This window comes from Opitutus sp. sgz309028 (genome assembly GCF_059821195.1).
The window spans coordinates 57,562-79,715 of sequence record NZ_JCAMRR010000008.1; the positions used below are offsets into that span (position 1 = coordinate 57,562).

A 22,154-nucleotide genomic window follows, 5' to 3' on the forward strand; every position below is an offset into this window, starting at 1 on the left:
TGGCGTTCGCGTTATTGCGGGCTCGCGTCGCGGGGGCCATGGCATTGGCTCCGCGTCGCGTAGAAACCGCCGCCCGTCCCCACCTTTTTGCCCATCATGGAGTCCTCCTCAGTCACCTTCCGACGCTACGCCTGGCTGGTCGTGGCGATGCTCGCGCCCGTCGCGCTGCTCAACTACCTCGACCGTCAGATGCTGGCCACGATGAAGGCGTCGATGGTGGGCGACATTCCCAGCATCGCCAACAAGGCCGACTGGGGGCTCATCCTCGGTTGCTTCAAGTGGACGTATGCGGTGCTCAGCCCGCTCGGGGGTTACATCGCGGATCGCTTCAGCAAGCGCTGGGTGATTTGCGGCAGTCTGTTCATGTGGTCGGTGGTGACGTGGTGGACGGGCCACGTGACGTCGTTCGAGGAACTCGTGGCCGCGCGCGCGCTGATGGGCATCAGCGAGGCGTTCTATATTCCGGCGGCACTGGCGCTGATTTCCGAGTATCACTTCGGCAGCACGAAATCGCGCGCCATCGGCGTGCACCAGATGGGCATTTATCTCGGACAGATCCTCGGTGGATTCGCGGGCTATGTGGCGGATTCTCCGGATCACGGCTGGCGCTGGGCCTTTTCGACCTGCGGCATGATCGGCGTCATCTACGCGTTGCCATTGCTCGCGGCCCTGCGTGACCCGAAAAAGCGGGTTGTCGAATCGTCTGCGGAACCCGCTGTCGCCGCGCCGATGAAGGGCGTGGTGCGCGGACTCCTGGGCAATCGCAATTTCATCCTGCTCGTCCTGTATTTCACGCTGCCGGCCATCGCCGGCTGGGTGGTCCGCGACTGGATGCCCGAGATCCTGCGCGAGAAGTTCAACCTCGGCCAGGGCAAGGCGGGCGTCAGTGCGATCCTGTATGTGCAGGTCGCGTCCATCGTCGGGGTGATCATCGGCGGATTTCTCGCGGATCGGTGGATGAGGTGGACGCCGCGAGGCCGCATCTTCACCAGCGCGATCGGCATGGTGATGTTTCTCCCCGCGCTGTTCAGCGTGGGACACGCGCCGACGCTCGGCGTCGCGATCGTGGGCTTGATGATCTTCGGTCTCGGCTGGGGATTTTTCGACTGCAACAACATGCCGATCCTGAGTCAGATCGCGCGACCCGAGTGGCGGGCGACGGGCTACGGCATCATGAATCTCGTCAGCATCAGCTGCGGCGGTTTTGGCGATTGGGGCTTCGGCGCCTTGCGCGACCGGCATGTGCCGCTCGATTTGATCTTCGGCGCGTTTGCCGGCGTCGCGCTGCTGTCCGTCTTCCTCGTGTTGTTGATCCGGCCGGGTCAGGATTCGGCGGCGAAGGGGTAGGGCGCGACTCCGGATTTCTCCGCGCCCGCTCGACACGGGCGCGGTCGGGCTCAGGTTGAGCCCATGAGCATGGATATCAAGGCCCGCGACCTGCTCGCCGCCGGGTGGCGCGAGGATCCGCGGCTCGGCGCGATTCTGCGGCGGGCGCGCGAACTACAGGCGACCGGTCTCGATCGTCCCGGCGTGCTGGCCGCGCTCGAGGCGGATTATCCGAAGGAGGCGCCGCGCGCGGAACTGCGCGCCAAGCCGGCGGGCTTCACTGAAGCCGTTGAGGCCGAAACGCCCGCCGAGACCGCCAGCGTCGCGGCGGCCCGCGCGCGCATGACGGAGCTGTTGCACGTGCCGGTCGTGAAACGCGGCGCGCTGATGCCGGACACCTGCCCGGCCGGCGCAGGCGTGGCGACCATTCCGGTCGGCGGCGCGATCGAAGTGGAGAATGCGATCATCCCCGGCGCGCATTCCGCGGACATCTGCTGCTCGATGTTCGCGAGCTTCTTTGCGGACAACCAGCCGGTGCGCGAATTGATGGACCGGTTGTGGGCGGCCACGCATTTCGGCGCGGGTGGGCGGGCGCGCGGACGCCAGCTGACCTCGCCGGTGCTCGAGGAACCCGTATGGGACAACCCCTTCCTCTCGGGTTTGGAAACCCGCGCGCGCGAGTTTCTCGGCACGCAGGGTGACGGAAATCATTTTGCCTACATCGGCCGGGTGACGTTCACGCCGGCGCAGCAGCAGGCGATCGCGGCTGCCGGGCACGCCGGCATCGCCGAGGCAATTGCGCGACGCGACGGCGCTTTTCATGTCCTCGTGACGCACCACGGTTCGCGCGGGCTCGGGGCGGATGTTTACAAGCGCGGGCAACTCGCGGCGCAGGCGTGGATGCGGCGGCACGCGACGAGCATTCCCGACGCGGCGGCGTGGCTGCCGGCCGACGCGGCGGAGGGTCGGGCGTATTGGGAAGCGCTGGGCTACATCGGCCGCTGGACGCGGGAGAATCACGCGCTCATCCACGAGGAGTTTCTCCATCGCGTCGGGCAGCGCCCGCTCCTGCAGTTTGGCAACGAGCACAATTTCGTGTGGCGGCGCGGGGATTCGTTTTACCATGGCAAAGGCGCGACGCCGGCCTGGCGCGATGCGGACGGCCGGCCGCTGCTCGGGCTGATTCCGCTGAACATGGCGCGCGAAATCCTCATCGTGCTCGGTGGCGACAACGACGAGTTTCTGTCCTTCGCGCCGCACGGCGCCGGCCGCAATCTCTCGCGTCGCGCCATGCTCGCGCCGTTTCGCGATGCCGACGGCGAGATCGAACCGGCGCGCGTGAAGCAGGTGCTGGCGGAGACGACGGGCGGGCTCGACATCCGCTGGTTCAACGGCGCGCCCGATCTGTCGGAAACGCCGCTCGGCTACAAGGACGCCACGAAAGTGAAAGCGCAGATCGAGCGCTTCCGCCTCGCGAGCGTCGTCGGCGAAATCCAGCCGCTTGGCTGCATCATGGCCGGCGACGCCCCGGAACCGCCCTGGGCGCGCAAGCGCCGCGAAAAACGCGCCGCCAGCAAAGCGGCGCGCCGCGAGTGGACGGCGAATAACGAGGAGTAGGGCCGCGCGCTGCGAGGCCCGGACGAAACGCCTCCGCGGCGCTCATGTAGCCGCGGGTCACGGTCAGGCGTAGGGCTGCCGGACCTACGTAGCGCAACGTTTGCGCTCCGCGAAGATAGCTCCGCGGGGGCGATGCGGTATCGGTGAGGGCGTTCACCCCACCCAAGCCATTTTTTGGCCGAGTTCTGTCGCTTCATCTACCCTATGAAACCGAGCAACCCCATGCGTCCCCTACATCGTGCCTCCTTGCGTTCCGGCACCGATTTTCCCCTCGTTTCACGCCGTTCGATTTCCTTCCTGCTGTCCCTCTGTGCCGCCTTGCCGGTCCAGGCGCAGACCGCGCCGGCTCCGTCCGACGCCACGACGAGCGAGGAGGTGGTCGTGCTTTCTCCGTTCGAAGTTTCGGCCTCCGCGCCCAACAGCTACAACACCGCTACCACGCTCGCGGGCAACCGCCTCAACACCCAGCTGCGCGACGTTGGCGCCGCCGTCCAGGTGGTCACCACGCAGTTTCTCCGCGACACCGGCGCGACCGACAACACGTCGCTGCTCCAATACACGACCGGCACCGAAGTCGGCGGCCTGCGCGGCAACTTCGCGGGTGCGGGCGACGCCGCCCAGCTGAACGAAGACACGCTGCGGCCCAACGAAAACACCCGCCTGCGTGGCCTCGCCGCCGCCGACAACACGCGCGATTTCTTCCGGTCCGATGTGCCGTGGGATGCCTACAACGTCGATCGCGTCGACCTGCAGCGCGGCGCCAACTCCATCCTCTTCGGCCAGGGCAGCCCCGCCGGCATCATCAACACCGGCCTGAAGAGCGCGCAGTTCCGCAACTTCGGCTCCGCCGAGTTTCGCTTCGACAACTACGGCAGCGCGCGCGCCACGCTCGACGTCAACCGCGAGCTCCTGCGCGGCGAGCTCGCGTTCCGCCTCGCGCTCCTCGGCGACGATGAAAAATACCGGCAGGATTCCGCGTTCTCCGACGACCGCCGCCTGTATGCGGCGCTGCGTTACGAGCCCAAAGCGCTGAATCGCGGCGACACGTTTACCTCGATCAAGGCCAACTTCGAAACCGGCAGCATCGACAGCAACAACCCGCGCATGCTGCCGCCGTCGGACGCGATCACGCCGTGGTTCACGCAGATGAATCAGGCGACTTACAACCAGTTCCAAGCCTTTGATCATCTCTCCGGCCGGCCCAATCACGGCCAGTTCCGCGTGAACCTCGCCTCCGGTCCGAAGAATCCCGCCTACCAGCCGTATCTCGGCACCTTTGGATTTCCGTCCGGGCGCGCCGGCCCAACCGTCTTCATGTCCGGCGGCAACCAGTCCGCGATGGTGACGGACATCATCGGCGCGTTCGTCGCCGGCGGACTCGGCGCCAACGGCGCCGTCGACGGCGGCATCGCCGCGATGCCCGACAACGGCTGGGTTTCGTTGCAAGGCACCGCCCAATGGGCGATCAACTCCGGCGCGCCGTTCTCGAAGGCCGGTCTCTGGAAAAACAACCTGCTGACCGACGCCTCGATCTTCGATTTCTACAATCGTCTCATCGACGGCGACACGAAGCGCGAGTGGCAGAACTTCGACGTTGGCACCCTGAACATCTCGCAGACCTATCTCCGCAACCGCCTCGGCATCTCGCTCGATTACTCGCAGGAGCGTTACGACAACGGCCAGCGCGCGCTGCTGCCGGGCGATGTGCGCCTCCAGATCGATCCCATGGCCGTCTACGGCGACGGATCGCCCGATCTCGGCCTGACCCCGGGCGGCGAGCCTTACTCGAACGGCACCCCGAATCCCAATGTCGGCCGCGCGTTCGTCTCCTCCAACAACGCCTGGAGCAACCGCTCGCTGGCCAACGAGCGCGAATCCCTGCGCGCCACGGTGTTCGCGAAATACGATTTTCAGGAGAACGGCAACACCTGGATCCGGCGCGCGCTCGGCGTCCACACGGTCACGGGCCTCGTTGCCAAGGACACCGTCGAAAGCGATGCGCGCACGTGGCAGCGCTACGGCATCTTCGACGACGCCTACTACACGCTTTCGGGCCGCACCGACCAGCGCTTCAACGGCGCGTTGATTCCCACGCAGGTCGTTTACCTCGGCGAATCGCTCCTCGGAAAACCGCTCGCCAACGCCCACCTGCCCGCCGTCAGCGGCAACACCACGATGACCAGCGGCCCGATCCGCTACTTCAACTCGACGTGGAACAGCTCCGTCAATCCGGGCGACCCGTGGCAGAACGGTTTTTACCTTCCGGGCTCGGCCACCGGCGCCACGACCCAGTCGGAAAATCCGGCGAACTACGTCGGCTGGAGTTCCACCACGCTCAATCTCGTCGACGCCGATGCGTCGGACGCGAACCGCGACCGCCTCACCACGCGCGCCACGCTCACGAAAGCCACCACCGAATCGCAAGCCGTCGTGTGGCAGGGCCGCTGGCTGGATCGCGCGTTCGTGAGCACGATCGGCTGGCGCAAGGACATCGCCAAGTCGTGGGCGTTCGACATGTCGCCGAGCGACTTTCCCGTCACGCAGGACCGCGGCGCGGTGAACCTCAGTCCAAACTACTACAAACTCCCCGGCGACGGCCAGCGCGTCGAGGTCGAGTCGAAGTCCTACAGCTTCGTGGCGCATCTCGGCGAGCTGCCTTTCCTTCGCCGCGCGACCGAGCGGCTGCCGTTCGAGGTCAGCCTGTATTACAACCGCTCGACCAACTTCAAACCGGACTCGAGCCGCGTCGACATCTACGGCGAGCAACTACCCGCGCCGGCCGGCAAGACCGTCGACAAAGGCATCCGCATCGAAACCAAGGACGGTCGTTTCTCGCTGCGCGTGAACCGCTACGTCACGACCAACACCAACGCGACGAGCACGCAGATCAACGCCGCTTCGATCGGCAACTGGATGCAGCTCACGCAGAACTTCGCGAACGTGTTTCAATATAACATCAAGCCCTGGGGCTACGATGCCACCGCCGCGGGCGCTCGCGGTGAGGACACGGATATCTTCAACACCAACACGGGCGGCGATCCGATGCGCTACAACTTCCACTACTTCGCCGCCAACCGCGCGCTGCTCCCCGGTGACGTGGTCTCGAACGACGGCAGCTGGGTCGTTTCGCCGGCGACCGAGAAGAAGATCCTCGACAACACCCGCGCGTTCCAGCGCGCCGTCGATCCGCGTTTCTGGGATGCCTGGCGCATCGATACGTTCGGCGATTTCGGGCCGTCCACGCGCGAGACGAGCTACACCGTGCCGACCGGCTTCGCGATCACCGAGGACAACGTTTCCAAGGGCTGGGAAATCGAGATCAGCGCCCAGCCGACGGAAAACTGGCGCATCATCGCCAACGCCAGCAAGACCGACGCCCGCCGCACCAACATCGGCAATGCCAACATGCGCCAGTTCATGAACCTCGTCGCCGAGGCGCTGAAGGTCACCGACGGCGTGTCCAAGCTGCACCACTACTGGGGCACGGAGGACGTCGTGACCGCCGGCAAGAACTGGTTCGACGGCGAAGGCCTCGTCGCCGCGCCCGGCAGCGAGTGGCGTCTCGCGCAACTCGTCGAAAACACGACCGTGCCCGAGCTGCGCGAGTGGCGCTTCAACCTGATCACGAACTACGACTTCACCTCGGGTTGGCTGAAGGGCGTGAACGTCGGCGCCGGCCTGCGTTATCAAAGCAGCGTCATCCTCGGCTATCCGCCCACCGGCAATCCGGACGACCCGACCACGGTCGAGTATGATCTGAACAATCCCTATCGCGGTCCCTCCGAGACCAACGTCGACCTGTGGGCGGGCTACACGCGCAAGCTGTCGGAAAAGCTGCGCTGGCGCATCCAGCTGAATGTCCGCGACGCCTTCCAGGACAAAGGCCTGATCCCGATCACCTATCAACCCAACGGCACGCCCGCCGCCTACCGCATCGTCACCGGGCAGGCGTTCTATCTCACCAACACGTTCGAGTTCTGAGCCGGACCGATCGCGAACGGCATGCTTGTAGGGCGGGGTCTCCCGACCCCCGCCGCTGCAGCACCGCTGCAGGGTCCGGCCAGCGCTCAATGTAAAGTCAGGTCACTCTTCCCGGTCGGTGCAACTCACCGACCGCTCCGCGGCGCTGTGTTCACCGCGTCACTGCATCGCACCACGGCGGGGTCGGGAGACCCCGCCCTACAACCTCACGCCGGATCCCCCTCCGTGAACCTGCTCATGCCTCAACCTGCGACCACGCCTCGCCGCGAACCGCTCGCGTTCGACGCCGCCCTTTTCGACATGGACGGTGTCGTCACCGATACGGCGGCCGTGCACGCGGCGGCGTGGCAGCGGATGTTCGACGAGTTTCTCCGCCGCCGCGCGGAAACCCGCAGCGAGCCGTTCACGCCGTTCTCGCCGACGCAGGACTATCTGCGTCACGTCGACGGCAAGCCGCGCTACCAAGGCGTCGCCGCCTTCCTCGCCTCGCGCGGCATCGTCCTGCCGTTCGGATCGGCGACCGATCCCGCCGGCGCCGAAACCGTCTGCGGGCTCGGCAATCGGAAAAACGAACTCTTCAACGCCATCGTGGCCGCAGAGGGCGTGCGCGTTTACGAATCGACGATCGCGTTGATCCACGCGCTCCGCGCCGCCGGCATCCGGATCGGCCTCGCCACCTCGAGCCGCAACGCCGCCGTCATTCTCGGCCGTTCGGCCACGACGTCGTTGTTCGCGACCGTGGTCGACGGTCTCGTATCCGAAAAGCGGGGACTTCAAGGGAAGCCGCACCCGGACATCTTCGCCGCCGCCTGCATGGACCTGGGCGTTTCCTGCGCGCGGGCGGTCGTGTTTGAGGACGCCGTGTCCGGTGTGCAGGCCGGCGCGCGCGGCGGATTCGCGCTCGTCGTCGGCGTGGCCCGCGCCGACAACGCCCGCGAGCTGCGGGAAAACGGCGCCGATGTGATCGTTTCCGACCTGGCCGAAATCGATCTCGCGGAGATCAACCTGCAGGTTCGCCTCAAGGCGGCGGGGCGGTGAGGCTCGCGGCGCATCCCCATGCTTACCTCCCAAAAACCCCGCCTCGGATTCTGGCAGCTCTGGAACATGAGCTTCGGCTATGTCGGAATCCAATTCGGTTTCGCGCTCCAAAACGCGAACGTCAGCCGCATCTTCGAAACGCTCGGCGCCCACGTGGACGAGATCCCGCTCCTGTGGATCGCCGGCCCGGTCACCGGCCTCGTCGTCCAGCCGATCGTCGGCTACATGAGCGACAAGACCTGGAACCGGCTCGGACGCCGCAAACCGTATTTCCTCGCCGGCGCGATCCTCGCCTCGCTCGCGCTGCTCGTGATGCCCAACTCGCCCGCGCTCTGGTTCGCCGCCGGCATGCTCTGGATCATGGACGCGTCGATCAACCTCACCATGGAGCCGATGCGCGCATTCGTTGGCGACATGCTGCCCGACGAGCAGCGCACGACGGGTTTCGCGGTGCAGACGTTCTTCATCGGCGCCAGCTCCGTGATCGGTTCGCTGCTGCCGTATCTGCTCACCAACGTCTTCGACGTCGCCAATACCGCACCGGAAGGCCAGGTGCCCGCGTCGGTAAAATGGTCGTTCGCCCTCGGCGGCATCGTCTATTTCGCGACCGTCATGTGGACGATCCTGACGGTGAAGGAATACTCGCCGGAGCAGCAGCGGGCGTTTCACGGTGAGACCGAGGTTTCGCCGGGCGGTGAAAACAACCACGTCACGCTCGACGCCCGGCGCTACACCGCGGGCGGCTGGGCGTTGCTGGTCGGCGGGCTGGGCTTCACCGTATTGCTCTACGCGCTGAAATGGGACCGCGGCCTGTATATACTTTCGTTCGGCGCGGTGTGCTACGGACTGCTGCAGCTCGTCGCCGCCTATCGCTATAAACACGGCCGACGCCACGGGCTCGTGGAGTTGATGTATGATTTCAACAACATGCCGGGTCCGATGCGGCAGCTGGCGCTCGCGCAGATGTTCACCTGGTTCGCGCTGTTCGCGTTCTTCATCTACGCGACCGCCGCCGTGGCGAGTCATCATTTCGGCAGCGCCGATCCGCGCACCGCTCTCTATAACGAAGGCGCCAACTGGGTCGGCGTGCTGATGTCGGTTTACAACGGCGTGGCCGCGCTGGTCGCGTTCGCCTTGCCGCCGATGGCGCGGCGCTTGAGCCGGGTGAAGACCCACGTCGTTTGTCTGGTCATCGGGGGCTGCGGACTCGGTTCGATGTATTTCTTCCGCGATCCGCAATGGCTCATCGTTTCGATGATCGGCCTTGGGATCGCGTGGGCGAGCCTGCTCACGATGCCCTACGCGATTCTGAGCAGCGTGGTGCCGTATCGGAAGATCGGCGTCTACATGGGCATGTTCAATTTCTTCATCGTCATCCCGCAGATCATAGCCGCGGCGCTGCTGGGCCTGCTGGTCCGCACGGCGTTCGGCGGACAGGCGATCGACGCGCTCCTGCTCGGAGGCGTTTCGATGATTGTCGCCGCCGGACTCATGCTGCGGGTGAAGGACGCCCGGGGCGCAGCGGCGGCGTAACTTTTAATGAAAGAGCTTTGGGAAATCAGCACCAACGAATGCGCCGGCAGCAGGGAAAGCATCATGCTCCGGGGCAATGTATATCAAATTGCCAACGGCTACATGGGATATCGCGGCACGCTGGACGAGTTCGGTCCGGCGGAGGCCGTCGGCATCACGCTCGCCGGCCTCTTCGACCAGGTCGGCGACGCGTGGCGCGAACCGGTTAACGCTCCCAACGGTGGCTACACCCAGGTGTTGCTCGACGGCGTGACGCTGTCAGCCCTCGATCGCTCTGTCGTCGCGCACCGGCAGACCTTGCATTTCCGCAACGCGCTCTTCGCCCGCGAAACCGTTTTCTCTTCCGGTGGAAAAAGACTCACGTTCACGTCGGAGCGATTTCTCAGTGCCGCCACGCCGCACCTTGGCGTGATTCGTTTCGGCGTGCGCGTGGATGGCGCCGCGGACGTCGAGATCCGCACCGGCATCGACGGCAACATCTGGGACCTTAACGGTCCGCATCTGCCGCGGCTGAACGCCGATCGGAAAGATGCCGTCCTGCTGATCGAGGGATTCACTCACGAATCGTCGAAACGCGTCCTCGTCGCCGAAGTGCTCGACGCGCCGGTCGGCGGCGAGGCGCATGAGCTCGACGGCCGGCGCAATCTCCGGGTGCTGCGTTTCCGCGCCGAGCCGGGGCGGACGTATGTTTTCCACAAATACTTCGCTGTCTTCACCGATAACGATCCGCTTGGCGGCGTGCCGTTGCTGAAGGCGGCGATCGAGGCCGTGCAGCACGCGCGTGCCCTCGGCTACGAGACCTGTCGCGCCCAACATGATGCGGAATGGGCGGCAAAATGGGAGCGGTGCGATGTCGTGATCGAAGGCGACGACGTCGCGCAGCAAGCCCTCCGTTACAGCATCCTGCAGTTGCTGATGGTCGCGCCGGTGCAGGGCAGCGCAAATTCCATCCCCGCGCGCGCGCTTTCGGGACAGGTCTACAAGGGCGCAGTTTTCTGGGACACGGAGATGTTCATGTTTCCGTTCTTCCTGCACACGTATCCGGAAAAGGCAGTCGAACTCTTGCGCTACCGGATTCGCACACTCGACGGCGCGCGACGTAAGGCCCGCACCGAGGGGCCTGGTTATCGCGGCGCATTCTACGCTTGGGAGAGCCAGGACACCGGCGACGACGCGTGCACGTATTTCAATATTGGCGACCCGATCACCGGCCGCGAGTTGCGCACGCATTTCCGCGACAAGCAGGTTCATATCAGCGGCGACGTCGCGATCGCGCTCTGGCAGTATTTTCTGATCACCGGCGACGACTCGCTCCTGCGGCAGGGCGGGGCGGAGGCGATTCTCGAATGCGCGCGGTTTTATTATTCCTACGCGCATTTCAAGAAGGACCGCGGTCGCTACGAGATCCTCGATGTGATCGGGCCCGACGAATATCACGAGCGCGTCAACAACAACGCCTTCACCAACGCCGTCGTGCGCGAGACCTTCCTCATCGCCGGCGCCGTGGTCGATCACCTCCGGCGCACGCACCCCCCCGAGCTGCAGGCGCTGCTCGACCGGCTCGCCATCGCGGACGAACTTCCCTGCTTCGCCGACGCCGCCGCGCGGCTGTTCGTGCCCGAGCCGGATCCGCAGACGCGCGTCATCGAGCAGTTCGAAGGTTATTTGAAGCTCCGCGACGCCTCCGTCGAGGAACTGCGCGCGAAGATGGTGCATCCCAACGAATACCTCGGCGCTGGCCAGGGACTCGCGGTGCCGACGAAGCTCATCAAGCAGGCGGACGTCGTGATGATGCTGAACCTGTTTCGCGCGCGTTATCCGGTCGAAGTGAAAGAGGCGAACTGGCGCTACTACGAGCCGCGCACCGAGCACGGCTCAAGCCTCAGCGCCTGCGCGTATGCCATGGTCGCGACCGAATTCGGCGACGTCGATTTCGCCTACAAATACTTCCTGAAGACGGCGACGATCGACCTGCAGGCGAACTACAAGCTCTACGTCGGCACCATCTTCATCGGCGGTTCCCACCCGGCCGCGAACGGCGGCGCGTGGATGACGGCCGTGTTCGGTTTCGGCGGATTGCTCGCGGACGCGGAGCGCGTCACGATCGCTCCGCGGCTGCCGCGCGGCTGGCGAAGCCTGTCGTTCGGACTGGATTACCGCGGCGATCGTTTCCGGATCTCCCTCACGCGTGAAACCGTGACCGTTGAGCCGGCGCCCACCAACGGCCGCGAGCACCGGTTCTCCATCGGCGGCGAATCCGTGACCTGCGCACCGGGAAAACGGGTGACGGTCGACTATGCACGTGCGGTAGGAAGACGCTGCTGAGGTATCGGAAAACCAAGGATCATTTATGGCCCCAAGAACTGGCGAATGGCTGAGCAGGTGGACGGGCATGGCCTTCGGGCTTGTCAGTGCGCTCGCGGCGCACGCGAAGATCGGTGCGGACATCCCGTGGACGACGTTTGAAGCCGAGGCGATGCGCGGATCGGGCACCGTGATCGGACCTGCTTACGGGCCGCACACGGTCGAGTTGGAATCATCGGGCCAGAGTTACGTGAAGCTCGTGCGCGCCGGCGAGTTCGTGGAGCTCACGTCGCCGGCGAAGTTCGATTCACTCGTGTTGCGCTACAGCCTGCCCGACGCGCCGGGGGGCGGCGGCAGAAATTCCGCGCTCACGCTTTTGATCAACGGTCAACCCGTCCGCGAGCTCGCGCTCACCTCGCGCAACGCCTGGCTCTATGGTGCGTATCCATTTTCCAATGATCCACAGGAAGGGAAGCCGCGGAACTTTTACGACGAACTGCGGCTGAAAGGTCTGCGGATCACGCCGGGCGACGTCGTGCGCCTGCAGAAAACCGCGGACGACGGCGTCGACTGCATCGTCGACCTGGTCGATCTTGAACTCGTCCCGGCGCCGGTCGCTCCACCCGACGGTTCGTTGTCCGTGCGCGATTTCGGAGCGAAGGGCGATGGCGCGGCGGACGACACGGCGGCGCTGCGCGCGGGCGTCGCGAAGGCCGCGGAGCGCGGCGGCGTCGTCTGGCTGCCGGCCGGCGATTACAAGATCACCGGCGACATCGTGGTGCCCTCGGGCGTGACGATCCAGGGCGCGGGCATGTGGCACACGACGCTCGTCGGCGATGCGGCGCTGTATGCGCAGGCAGAGCGGCGCGTGCGGATCAAGTTGGCCGGGACCGACGTGCACGTGGCGGACCTCGCGATCTTCGGCCAGCTCAACTACCGCAACGACCAGGAGCCGAACGACGGCGTCGTCGGCGCCGGCTGCGAGAACGCTTCCATCCGCCGCCTCTGGGTCGAACACACGAAGGCGGGCGCGTGGATTTACAATGGCACGAACCTCGTCATCGAAGGCTGCCGGTTCCGCAACCTGATCGCCGACGGCGTCAACTTCTGCGTCGGCACGAGCCACTCGGTGGTGGAAAACTGCACCGCGCGCGGCACGGGCGACGATTGTTACGCGATCTGGCCCGCGCCGGCGGATCAGGGCTTCGACGAGCGCGCGGACAAGCCGGGGCACAACGTCATCCGCCGCTCGACCGGCCAGCTCACGTTTCTCGCCAACGGCGGTTCGCTCTACGGCGGCGCGAACAACCGCATCGAGGATTGCCTGTTCACCGACATCGGCACCGGTTGCGGTATCCTCATCAGCACGACATTTCCGACCTCGGATCCGGAGCGGAAAGTGGACAACAACTTCAGCGGGCACACCGTCGTGAACAAGGTGCAGCTTCTTCGTTGCGGCGGTTACGATCACGCGTGGGCGTGGCGCAGCGCGCTGCAACTTTGTCTCGACCGCCGCAGCATCGCGGGCCTGCGGATCGGCAGTGTGGAGATCCGCGACAGCCTGTCGGATGCGATCAGCGTGGTCGCGCCTGGTAGTGCGAAAGGAGAAGGGACGCTGTCGGACAGCACGCTGGAGGAGGTAGTCGTGACGAACGTCGGGCTCGGCACCGGTTCGGGGCGCGGTTTGTGGATCCGACAGGACGCCGACGGCGAACTGACACTCGTCCGTTCCGACGTCGCGCCGGTGCAGAATGACTCGGCGGAATTTCGCATCCTGAGCCGTGCGGAGTAGGGGGCGGAGCGGCGGTCCGGGGCTTGACCGCGCAAACCCGCGACCGCACAAACCGGTTATGCTTTCCGTTACCCTCTCCGGGAAAGTTACCCTGCACGACGTCGCGGCGAAAGCGGGCGTGTCGGTCTCGACGGTGTCGCGGAGTCTCACGGGAGCGGATCGGATTTCGCGGGCGACGCAGGAGCGGGTATTGTCCGTGGCACAGGCGCTCGGTTATCGCCACAATCCGCTTCTGGGCGAGGTGATGCGCTCGACTCGCCGCGGCGCGCTCAATCCTTACCTCGGCACGCTCGCGTATATCACGCCCTGCGACGACGTGAAGGAGTGGCGTGCCACGCCGACCCTCTGCCGGCACTGGTCGGCGGCGCGCGAGCAGGCGGCGTTGTTCGGATTTGCGGTCAGCGAGTTTGTGTTGAGTTCGCAAGGGATGACGGCGCGACGATTGGGCGATATCCTGCGCGCGCGCGGCATCCAGGGAGTTTTGTTGGCGGCCTTTCCCAAGGAGCCGTTCGAGCTCGTGCTGCCGTGGGAGCATTTCGCGACGGTGCCGGTGGGACACATGGTGCAGAATCCGGAGCTGGATTGCGTGGTGAGCGATCACACCCAGGCGGTGTTGCTGGCCGGCCGGACGCTCGCGGCGCGCGGTTACCGGCGGATCGGACTCGCGATCGAAAGCTATCAAAACGCGATCACGAACCACGGTTGGGTGAACGGCTATGCGGCGCTGCCCGCGGAGAGCGGAGGCCTCGCCGCCATCCCGCCGTTTCTTCCGCCGAAGATCGGCGCGGCGCCTTTCCTCGACTGGGTGCGGCGGCATCGCGTCGACTGCGTGCTGACCCTCTCGACCTTTCGCAACGAGCCCAATGCGATGCCCGAGTGGCTGTCTGCGGCGGGGCTGCGTTGTCCGCGCGACATCGGTCTCGTTTCCCTGGACGTGACGAATGCGACGGCGTCGTGGGCCGGCATCGATCAAAACTCCGATGAGATCGGCAAGGCGGCCGTCGATCTGGTGATTTCGAAAATCCGCGCCGGCGAGCGCGGCATCCCTCGCGTGCGTCGCAGCCTGCTCGTCCACTGCCACTGGCGCGAAGGCGATACCGTGCGGCCGGCGCGGTGAGCGGGTTTGTGGGTTGCGGTTGTCTGCCCGGGCGTGTCTTCGCTATCACGTCGGCATGTTCAACGGTTTCCCCCGATTTACGTCGTCACGGCGCGCGCTGCGCCGGGCGCTCGGTTGCTGCGGCGTGCTGGGTCTCGCCTTCATGACGGCGTCGTCCGCAACCGCTCTCGCCGACGAAGCCTGGTCGGCCCCGCACGTCGGCAATCCGATCCTGCCCGGCTATTTCGCGGATCCTTCGATCGTCACCCACGAAGGCCGCTTCTATCTCTACGCCACGCTCGACCCCTGGGGCGGCGAGACGCTGGGGTGTTGGGAGTCCGACGATTTCAAGAACTGGACCTACCGCGTGCTGAACTGGCCGACGAAGGCGGCGTGCACCAGCCCGACCTCGAAGGACGCGAAAGTCTGGGCGCCGTCCGTCATCCACGCGCGCAACGGAAAATTCTACATGTATGTGTCCGTCGGCAGCGAAGTATGGGCCGGAGTCGCCGAGCATCCGCTCGGCCCCTGGCGCAACGCTCTCGGCGACCGCCCGCTGATCCCGGGCGATTTCCGGCCGGGTTATCACATGATCGATGCCGAGGCGTTCATCGACGACGACGGCGCCGCGTATCTCTATTGGGGCTCGGGCTGGAACTGGACCAACGGCCGCTGCTGGGCGGTGAAACTGCAGCCCGACATGGTAACCTTCGACGGTGAGGTGCGCGACGTCACCCCGGAGAGTTATTTCGAGGCGCCGTTCATGGTGAAGTCCGGCGGGCGGTATTACCTGACGAGCTCGATCGGCAAAACCATCGAGGACACCTACGCCGTCGCAGCGGCCGTCGGCGACACGCCGTTCGGGCCGTTTCACGATGTATCCAACAATCCGATTCTCGCGACCGACGCCACGGCCCGCGTGATCAGCCCCGGACATCACGCCGTATTCCGTCACGAGGAGCGCAGCTATATTCTCTATCACCGCCACAGCATTCCGTTCGATCCGGCGTTCGTGGGCCGTCAGGTCTGCGTCGACGAACTGCGATTCACCGCCGATGGACGCATCGACAACGTGACGCCCACGCACAAGGGTCCGGCCTTCGTGCGCGGGCGGCTTGCTGGGCGCGAGAACCTCGCCGCGTCCGCCGTGGCGACAGCGTCGAGCGTGCGTTCGGCGGTGACGTCGCCCGCCGCGTGCCTGGATGACAACTACGCGACGCTCTGGGCTGCGGCCGAGGCGGACGCGCGTCCCTGGCTGCAGCTCGATCTCGGCGAACCCCGCGCGGTGGCGCGGCAGGAGTTGCGTTTCGAATACGCGTGGAAGCCTTACGCCTTCGTTGTCGAAAGCTCGCTCGACGGTCGCGGGTGGACGCCGCTCGCCGATTACACCGAGTCGCCGGCGAGCGGCTCGCCCGTCGTGCTCGAACGAGCCGTGCGCGCGCGCTATCTCCGGCTCGCGTTCGCCCACCGCACAGACGATGCGGCGCGGCCGGCACTGTTCGAGTGGGTCGTTCAGCCGTGATACTGCGACTGCGGTGCGGGTAAACCTCGCAGCGCTCGTCGCATCGGCAGCAGGCCTCCTGCAGCCTTGTCCCCGCCGCAGGCCGCGCCAAGCTCTTGCGTCATGGTCTCCGGTGCGCTCCTGAACCCCCTCGCCGCAGCACGACCGAACGCGACCGGTCGTCCGTGCCGCGCCGCCGTTTGGCTCCGGCGCCTGCTGGTCGCGGCGACGCTCGTCTCCGGTTTGTCGGCCGCGCCGGTTTCGCGTGACACCGCGCGCCGTGCCGCGGTCGGCTGGCTGCTGCGCAATCCCGCGCCGATGGAGGCGTCGACCGGCCACGCGGGCGACCTGATGACCTGTGCGGATGAATCCGGGGCGACGCTGTTTCATGTGCTCGAGCTCGCCCCCGCCGGTTTCGTGGTCGTGGCGGCGGACGACGAACTGGAGCCGGTGCTCGCGTTTTCCGGCCGCTCGAGTTTTGCCGCCGAACCGGGAACGCCGCTCTTCGATATCCTGAAACAGGATACGCGCGTGCGCCTCGCGGCGGTCCGACGCGGGGGCCAGCTGGCGACGCGATCGGCTGGACCGAAGCCCTCCGCCGTGCGCGCGCGCTGGAATGAATTGCTCGGAGCGGGTGGTGACAGAGCGAAGGACGTGCAGGCGCGCGGCGTCGCGGATGTGAGCGATGTGTGCGTCGCTCCGATGGTGAAGAGCCGCTGGGATCAGGTGAGCGCGCTCCTGTCCCCGGCGACACCAAATACTCGGCCGAAGGAACTTTATATCTATAACTTTTTCACGCCGCCCTATTCTCCGGGCACTCCGTACAATTATCCGGCCGGTTGCGCACCGGTCGCCTGGGCGCAGATCATGCGGTTCCACCGCTGGCCGGATAAGATCCGCGGCGGCGAATATCAAATCGGCATCGATGGCTGGTGGTATCGCGCGACGATGATGGGAAGCGACGGCGCCGGCGGGCCCTACGACTGGGACAACATGCCGCTCGAGCCGGATGCGACTACGACGCCGGAGCAAATCGTCGCGCTCGGCGCGTTGATGTACGACGCGGGCGTCGGCACCGGTGCGCACTATACCTACATGGGCACCTATAGCTCGACGACGACCGACGAGATCAAGCAGGTCTTTCAATATGCGGAGGCGAAAACCTGTTATCCGCGCCCGGGGCTTTCGGAACTCATGCAAGCGCTGCGGACCAGCCTCGATGCCGGCCTGCCCGCGAACGTCGATATCTTTACGGCTGGCGGCATCGGTCATTCGATCGTGATCGATGGCTACGGCTACAACGCCGGCACCCGCTATCATCATATGAACCTCGGCTGGAGCGGACACAGCGACGCCTGGTATAACTTCCCGCCAGTCGATGTCGTGATGGGCGACGGCAGTCCGGAGTTTTTCACGATCATCACGGAGCTGAAGTACAATATCGATCCGCTGATCGCGGGCGAGATGATCACTGGCCGCATCACGGATGGCGAAGGCCGCCCCGTCGGCGGAGCGACCGTCACCGTGAACACCGATCCGGTGCGCTCCGCCGTCAGCAACGATCGTGGAATTTATGCGATCAAGGGGCTCGCTGCGAAAACCACCTACATCGTGACCGCGCGCGGCGACGGTTATCTCTTTCCGACGAATCAAGCGACGGTGACGACCGGAGATTCGGCGGTGGAAACCGAAACGACGCCGAATCGCATCGTGGATTTCCGGGCGAACGCCGTGGCGGTCGCCGTGGCGAATCCGCAAGGGTCGCGCGCGGGCACGTCGATCCAGCTTTCGGTCGCCGCCGACGGCGCACAGCCGATCGCATGGCAGCGCAACGGTGTCCCGCTGGCGAATACGCCCGATCTTTCGCTGACATTGTTCGACTTGCAGCCGGTGTACGCCGGCGTGTATGCGCTCACGCTGGCTCGTGGATCGGAGACGATCGAGTCGGGCCTCGCCATCGTCGGTTTGTCTTCGACGGAGAAGATCGTCGGCCGCGGCGACGAGGTGTTGAAGAATGTGTTCGTCGCCAGCACGGGCTACACCTACGACCAGATTCTGCTGGAGGGCACGGCCGCGAGCATCACGGCCGATGCCGGTCAGATCACACGGATGTCGTACATCGATCTGGACAACGATATCGTGCAGGTGGAGTTCAGCGGCCCCGGGACGCTCACGCTGACACTCGACGAATCCTCCGGTCCGGCGCTGCCGTTGTATTACGCGCAGGACGTGCGCTATATGAAAGGTCACGCGAGCATTGTGGTCACGGACGCTACGCAGGATACGCATCTTTCGGTGTTCAGCGTCGGCCGGACCAATGCGGCGCGGCAGGAATTGTTCAAACCCGACGTTGCCTACGACGGTATCGCCGACCTCGCGTTCATCGCGATCTCGAGCCGCGACGGAAAGTTCGGCGGTTTGCGCGCGGCCAATGCCAACTTCTTCGCGTCGCGCGGCGTCACGGGCGTCTACGCGCCGGGCGTCGTCATTACCGGCCCGTTGTTTCTCGGCAACGTGACCGCCTTCGACACTGCGAAGCCGATGATCTGGGTCGGAGGCGCGACGGACGTGCGGATCACGGGTGGCGACTTGTATCAGGACAACGGATTCGCGGTGCAGGTGAGCGGCCTGACGCACGTGGCGTTTCGCGATGGCTCCGATTCGCACGGTCGCCCCATCCTGGCAAAGCCCAACCGCGCCCTCCTGCGGGACCAGGGCACGGACGTGACCGCGAGCCTCGTCGAAGCGCCGGCCGGATCAGCAGCGCAGAGCGTCGCGCCCGCGCGATGACGCGGCGGCCCGAGGGATGGGCCCACGGAATGCACGGAAGGTACGGAATTCCGAACCACGGAAAACACGAAACACACGAAAACCGTAGCTGAGAAAACTGCCCACGGGACGCACGGAAGAGGCCGGATATATAAACCGCGAAGAACACGAAGATCCGCGACGGACGCGACGCCGTCTCCGTCGGCCTCAATCCTAAACTTCAAACGGCGAACCTTGAACTCGCGCGGCTCGCGGCGACTTCAGGCGCGGAATTGGTTCCAGTTCGCGAGGCAGCGGCGCGCGGTTTCCATTTCCGAGAAGCGGCTGCCTTCCTGTTCCAACAGGTAAACCTCCACGCCGCCGACGGACTCGGCAGCTTCGACGATCTTCGCCCACGGCGCGACGCCTTCGTTGAAGAGCACGCGATAGCTTTTCTCCTCGGCCTCCGTACCCGGTGCCCAGTCTTTCAAATGAATGCTCCGGATGCGCCCGGGGTGCGCACGGATCCACGCGACCGGATCGGCGCCCGCTTCCAGGCACGTGCCGACGTCGAGCTGCAGCGCGAATTGCCGCGGCGTGTTGTCGGCAAGCAGGTCCATGATGCGCTGTCCGTTCTCCAGCGCCGTCCATTCGGTCTGGTGATTGTGGTAACCGGCGACGAGGCCGTGCGCGTGCAGCTGTTCGCTGGCGGTCGTGAGTTGCGCGGCGAGCGCTTTCCAGCCGTCGACGCCGCGCGCGGATTTCGGCGCGGAGGCGAGCACGACCTGACGCGCGCCGAGAATCGTGTTCAACTCGATTGCTTTGCCGATGCCCGCACCGACGGCGAACGCGTCGAAGGAGTTGTGCGTGGAGAGGCAGCGCAGCCCGAGATCGTCGAGCTGGCGGCGGACGTCTTTCGCGAACGCGGGCGTCCATTGGAAATAGGGCGAGTAGAATTCCACGGCGTCGTAGCCGATCGCGGCGACGTCCTTCAGCGTCTGTGGCAAGTCGCGCGCGAGCTCGGTGCGCACGGAGTAGAGCTCGAGCCCGATCGGAATCCGGCGCGCGGAGAGAGGTGCGGCGGTGGCGGCACCGGTCGCGGCGCGCGTGAGCGAATGGGCGAGTCCGAGGGCGGGCACGACGCTGGCGAGAGTGAGGAAGCGGCGACGGGTCAACCCGTCAGGGGCGGGCGGTTTTTGGGGCATGCCTCACGCAATCACCGCCGCGCGGGAGGACAAGGAAAGAGGCAGGTTTCGGATCGCCCCTACACACTTGCGGTGCGTCGCGCCGCAAAATGCAAATTCCAGTGAAACGCCGCTAATTGGCAGGAAAATCTTTGAGCGCCAACGGAGGCACATCACGATGGATTTGAATGCGACTGCAGCCTGCTTGGATTCTCCTCACCCTCGCGCTCCTGCCACTGTTGAAGGCGGAGGACGGTATCGAGCTGGGCATGACGCGTGAGCAGGTGTTCCGGGCGTTCGGTCGGCCGCCGAGTCGGATGGAGAACGATGACACGCACGTGCTGATCTACCCACATCTTCGCGTGACTCTCACGAACGGGGTGGTCTCTACGTTCACTTGGTTGGTCCCGCCGGAGAAACGCCGTCCGCCCGGCGTGCGTTCGGGAACCAAGTCGACGAATCCGCTTTCTCGGCCGGGGGCTCAGGCGCGTCCCACGCCGCAGGCGACGACACCTCCCGCATCGACCAAGGCGAGTTCCACGCCGCCTCGACCCGATCGCCCTCTCGTCCGGCAAATGCCACCGCCAGGGACGCGCGGTTTAGGATTCTATCTCGCATTGCTGGCGCTCGTGCCGGCGATTCTCGTCGTGGTTGTCGGTGTGCTGGTGAAACGAACGTCGGGCAGAAGGGGGGCGACTACTTGGGCTTTTCCGCAGCCGGAACGGTCCACCGCCAGCGCGCGGCCGGCCGACGATTTTAGCGCCGCGGTGCGACGCGCGACGGAAACGGCGAGTGGCCCCGCGCGCGTGGTGGATCGTCTCACGCCCGCGCTGCTGCGCGAGTTGGAGTGGAAACGTTTCGAGGAGTTGGTCTGCGGTTATTATAACGCGAGCGGGGTGAAGGCGGAATGCACGTGCACGGGCGCCGACGGCGGCGTGGATGTGAAGTTGTTCCGTTCCGGCGAAGCCCAGCCGTTTGGATATGTGCAATGCAAGTCCTGGTTTGGACGCGACGCCGGCGTGAACCTGATTCGCGAACTGTTTGGAGTGATGACGGCCGATCGAGTCGCCGAAGGCGTGTTTGTCACCACGAGTGACTTTAGCGAAGACGCGCGCGCATTTGCGGTCGGCAAACCGCTCACGCTGATTGACGGGACGGAGTTCATCCGGCGGTTCGAGATGCTTTCTCCGGCCGCTCAACGGCAGGTTCTCCAGCACGTCACGCGCGGTGATTACACGACGCCGACCTGTGTGAACTGCGATGTGAAGATGGTGCTGAAAAATCCCGACACGGGAGCTTTTTGGGGGTGTCCGCGTTATCCGCGCTGTCACCGCACGATGAAACTACGAACGGCGTGAAAATCGCCGCAGCACCTCAGCCGCGACGGGCGGCTTCGATTTTGGCGACGTCGATCTTGCCCATTTCCATCATCGCCTCGAAGGCGCGCTTCGCCTCGGCGCCGCCGGCGGCCATCGCCTCGGTGAGGGCGCGCGGCGTGATCTGCCAGTTGACGCCCCAGCGATCCTTGCACCAGCCGCAGGCGCTTTCCTGACCGCCGTTGCCGACGATCGCGTTCCAATAACGATCGGTTTCCTCCTGATCGTCCGTCGCGATCTGAAACGAGAACGCCTCGGTCTGGGGGAAAGCCGGGCCGCCGTTGAGACCGAGACACGGCAGGCCGAGCACTGTGAACTCGACCGTGAGGACGTCGCCGGCCTTGCCGGACGGGTAATCGCTTGGGGCTTTGTGCACCGCCGTCACGGCGCTGTCGGGAAACATTGCGGCATAAAAGCGCGCGGCTTCTTCGGCGTCTTGGTTGAACCAGAGGCAGATCGTGTTTTTCGGGATGGATGTTTTCATGGGGGAGTGAGGGAAAGGAAGGACGGGGGGCGATGGAGTGTGGTTTGAGTATGAGCCGCGCTTGCGCGGCGTCTCCGTGAAATGACGACGAACGAGAGGTGGGGAAATGGACAGCGATGGCGGAAAGCTTGGGGTCCGGAGCCTAGAGCCTAGAGCCGGAGCCGTAGCTTGGGG

General features: G+C 65.4%; 13 protein-coding genes. 11 read left to right on the forward strand and 2 right to left on the reverse strand.

Annotated features, from left to right (window positions below):
* The first annotated feature begins 96 nt into the window (after positions 1-96).
* The 10 genes from AC6RV7_RS20805 to AC6RV7_RS20850 all read left to right on the forward strand — a co-directional run bounded on the left by AC6RV7_RS20805 (position 97) and on the right by AC6RV7_RS20850 (position 18,978).
* Positions 97-1,347, forward strand: a complete 1,251-nt coding sequence (locus AC6RV7_RS20805; RefSeq protein WP_500096132.1) for an MFS transporter — start codon at positions 97-99, stop codon at positions 1,345-1,347.
* A 63-nt stretch (positions 1,348-1,410) separates the two neighbouring features.
* Positions 1,411-2,943 carry an RtcB family protein gene (locus AC6RV7_RS20810; RefSeq protein ID WP_500096133.1) on the forward strand — a complete coding sequence of 511 codons (1,533 nt, stop codon included), beginning with the start codon at positions 1,411-1,413 and terminating at the stop codon, positions 2,941-2,943.
* Positions 2,944-3,165: 222 nt separating this feature from the next.
* Positions 3,166-6,924 (forward strand): TonB-dependent receptor plug domain-containing protein, encoded by a 3,759-nt coding sequence (locus tag AC6RV7_RS20815; RefSeq protein WP_500096134.1) that lies wholly within the window; start codon positions 3,166-3,168, stop codon positions 6,922-6,924.
* 237 nt (positions 6,925-7,161) lie between these two features.
* Positions 7,162-7,962: an HAD family hydrolase gene (locus AC6RV7_RS20820; protein WP_500096135.1), complete on the forward strand. Its 801-nt coding sequence runs from the start codon at positions 7,162-7,164 to the stop codon at positions 7,960-7,962.
* Between the two features lie 18 nt (positions 7,963-7,980).
* The gene (locus tag AC6RV7_RS20825) at positions 7,981-9,495 is read left to right on the forward strand and encodes an MFS transporter (protein ID WP_500096136.1); all 1,515 of its coding nucleotides are present in this window, start codon (positions 7,981-7,983) and stop codon (positions 9,493-9,495) included.
* A 6-nt stretch (positions 9,496-9,501) separates the two neighbouring features.
* Entirely contained in the window at positions 9,502-11,820 is a 2,319-nt protein-coding gene (locus AC6RV7_RS20830) for a glycosyl hydrolase family 65 domain-containing protein (protein ID WP_500096137.1), read from the forward strand.
* Between the two features lie 25 nt (positions 11,821-11,845).
* Entirely contained in the window at positions 11,846-13,591 is a 1,746-nt protein-coding gene (locus tag AC6RV7_RS20835; protein WP_500096138.1) for a glycosyl hydrolase family 28-related protein, read from the forward strand.
* A 58-nt stretch (positions 13,592-13,649) separates the two neighbouring features.
* The gene (locus AC6RV7_RS20840; protein ID WP_500096139.1) at positions 13,650-14,708 is read left to right on the forward strand and encodes a LacI family DNA-binding transcriptional regulator; all 1,059 of its coding nucleotides are present in this window, start codon (positions 13,650-13,652) and stop codon (positions 14,706-14,708) included.
* Positions 14,709-14,763: 55 nt separating this feature from the next.
* Positions 14,764-16,209: a family 43 glycosylhydrolase gene (locus AC6RV7_RS20845; RefSeq protein ID WP_500096140.1), complete on the forward strand. Its 1,446-nt coding sequence runs from the start codon at positions 14,764-14,766 to the stop codon at positions 16,207-16,209.
* Between the two features lie 102 nt (positions 16,210-16,311).
* Entirely contained in the window at positions 16,312-18,978 is a 2,667-nt protein-coding gene (locus tag AC6RV7_RS20850) for a C10 family peptidase (protein WP_500096141.1), read from the forward strand.
* A gap of 239 nt (positions 18,979-19,217) precedes the next feature.
* Here AC6RV7_RS20850 and AC6RV7_RS20855 read toward each other — a convergent pair whose 3' ends face one another.
* The gene (locus tag AC6RV7_RS20855; protein WP_500096142.1) at positions 19,218-20,141 is read right to left on the reverse strand and encodes a sugar phosphate isomerase/epimerase family protein; all 924 of its coding nucleotides are present in this window, start codon (positions 20,139-20,141) and stop codon (positions 19,218-19,220) included.
* Positions 20,142-20,308: 167 nt separating this feature from the next.
* On the opposite strand from AC6RV7_RS20855, the gene AC6RV7_RS20860 reads away from it, so the two are divergent.
* Entirely contained in the window at positions 20,309-21,478 is a 1,170-nt protein-coding gene (locus AC6RV7_RS20860) for a restriction endonuclease (RefSeq protein WP_500096143.1), read from the forward strand.
* Between the two features lie 16 nt (positions 21,479-21,494).
* On the opposite strand, the gene AC6RV7_RS20865 is transcribed toward AC6RV7_RS20860, so the two are convergent.
* On the reverse strand, positions 21,495-21,980 hold the full coding sequence (locus AC6RV7_RS20865) for a VOC family protein (RefSeq protein WP_500096144.1): 486 nt from the start codon (positions 21,978-21,980) through the stop codon (positions 21,495-21,497).
* Positions 21,981-22,154 lie beyond the last annotated feature (174 nt).

Bases quoted from the DNA above. Each gene is read 5' to 3' on its own strand.
- AC6RV7_RS20805 (WP_500096132.1), top strand. From the start codon at position 97: ATGGAGTCCTCCTCAGTCACCTTCCGACGCTACGCCTGGCTGGTCGTG.
- AC6RV7_RS20810 (WP_500096133.1), top strand. From the start codon at position 1,411: ATGAGCATGGATATCAAGGCCCGCGACCTGCTCGCCGCCGGGTGGCGC.
- AC6RV7_RS20815 (WP_500096134.1), top strand. From the start codon at position 3,166: ATGCGTCCCCTACATCGTGCCTCCTTGCGTTCCGGCACCGATTTTCCC.
- AC6RV7_RS20820 (WP_500096135.1), top strand. From the start codon at position 7,162: ATGCCTCAACCTGCGACCACGCCTCGCCGCGAACCGCTCGCGTTCGAC.
- AC6RV7_RS20825 (WP_500096136.1), top strand. From the start codon at position 7,981: ATGCTTACCTCCCAAAAACCCCGCCTCGGATTCTGGCAGCTCTGGAAC.
- AC6RV7_RS20830 (WP_500096137.1), top strand. From the start codon at position 9,502: ATGAAAGAGCTTTGGGAAATCAGCACCAACGAATGCGCCGGCAGCAGG.
- AC6RV7_RS20835 (WP_500096138.1), top strand. From the start codon at position 11,846: ATGGCCCCAAGAACTGGCGAATGGCTGAGCAGGTGGACGGGCATGGCC.
- AC6RV7_RS20840 (WP_500096139.1), top strand. From the start codon at position 13,650: ATGCTTTCCGTTACCCTCTCCGGGAAAGTTACCCTGCACGACGTCGCG.
- AC6RV7_RS20845 (WP_500096140.1), top strand. From the start codon at position 14,764: ATGTTCAACGGTTTCCCCCGATTTACGTCGTCACGGCGCGCGCTGCGC.
- AC6RV7_RS20850 (WP_500096141.1), top strand. From the start codon at position 16,312: ATGGTCTCCGGTGCGCTCCTGAACCCCCTCGCCGCAGCACGACCGAAC.
- AC6RV7_RS20855 (WP_500096142.1), bottom strand. From the start codon at position 20,141: ATGCCCCAAAAACCGCCCGCCCCTGACGGGTTGACCCGTCGCCGCTTC.
- AC6RV7_RS20860 (WP_500096143.1), top strand. From the start codon at position 20,309: ATGCGACTGCAGCCTGCTTGGATTCTCCTCACCCTCGCGCTCCTGCCA.
- AC6RV7_RS20865 (WP_500096144.1), bottom strand. From the start codon at position 21,980: ATGAAAACATCCATCCCGAAAAACACGATCTGCCTCTGGTTCAACCAA.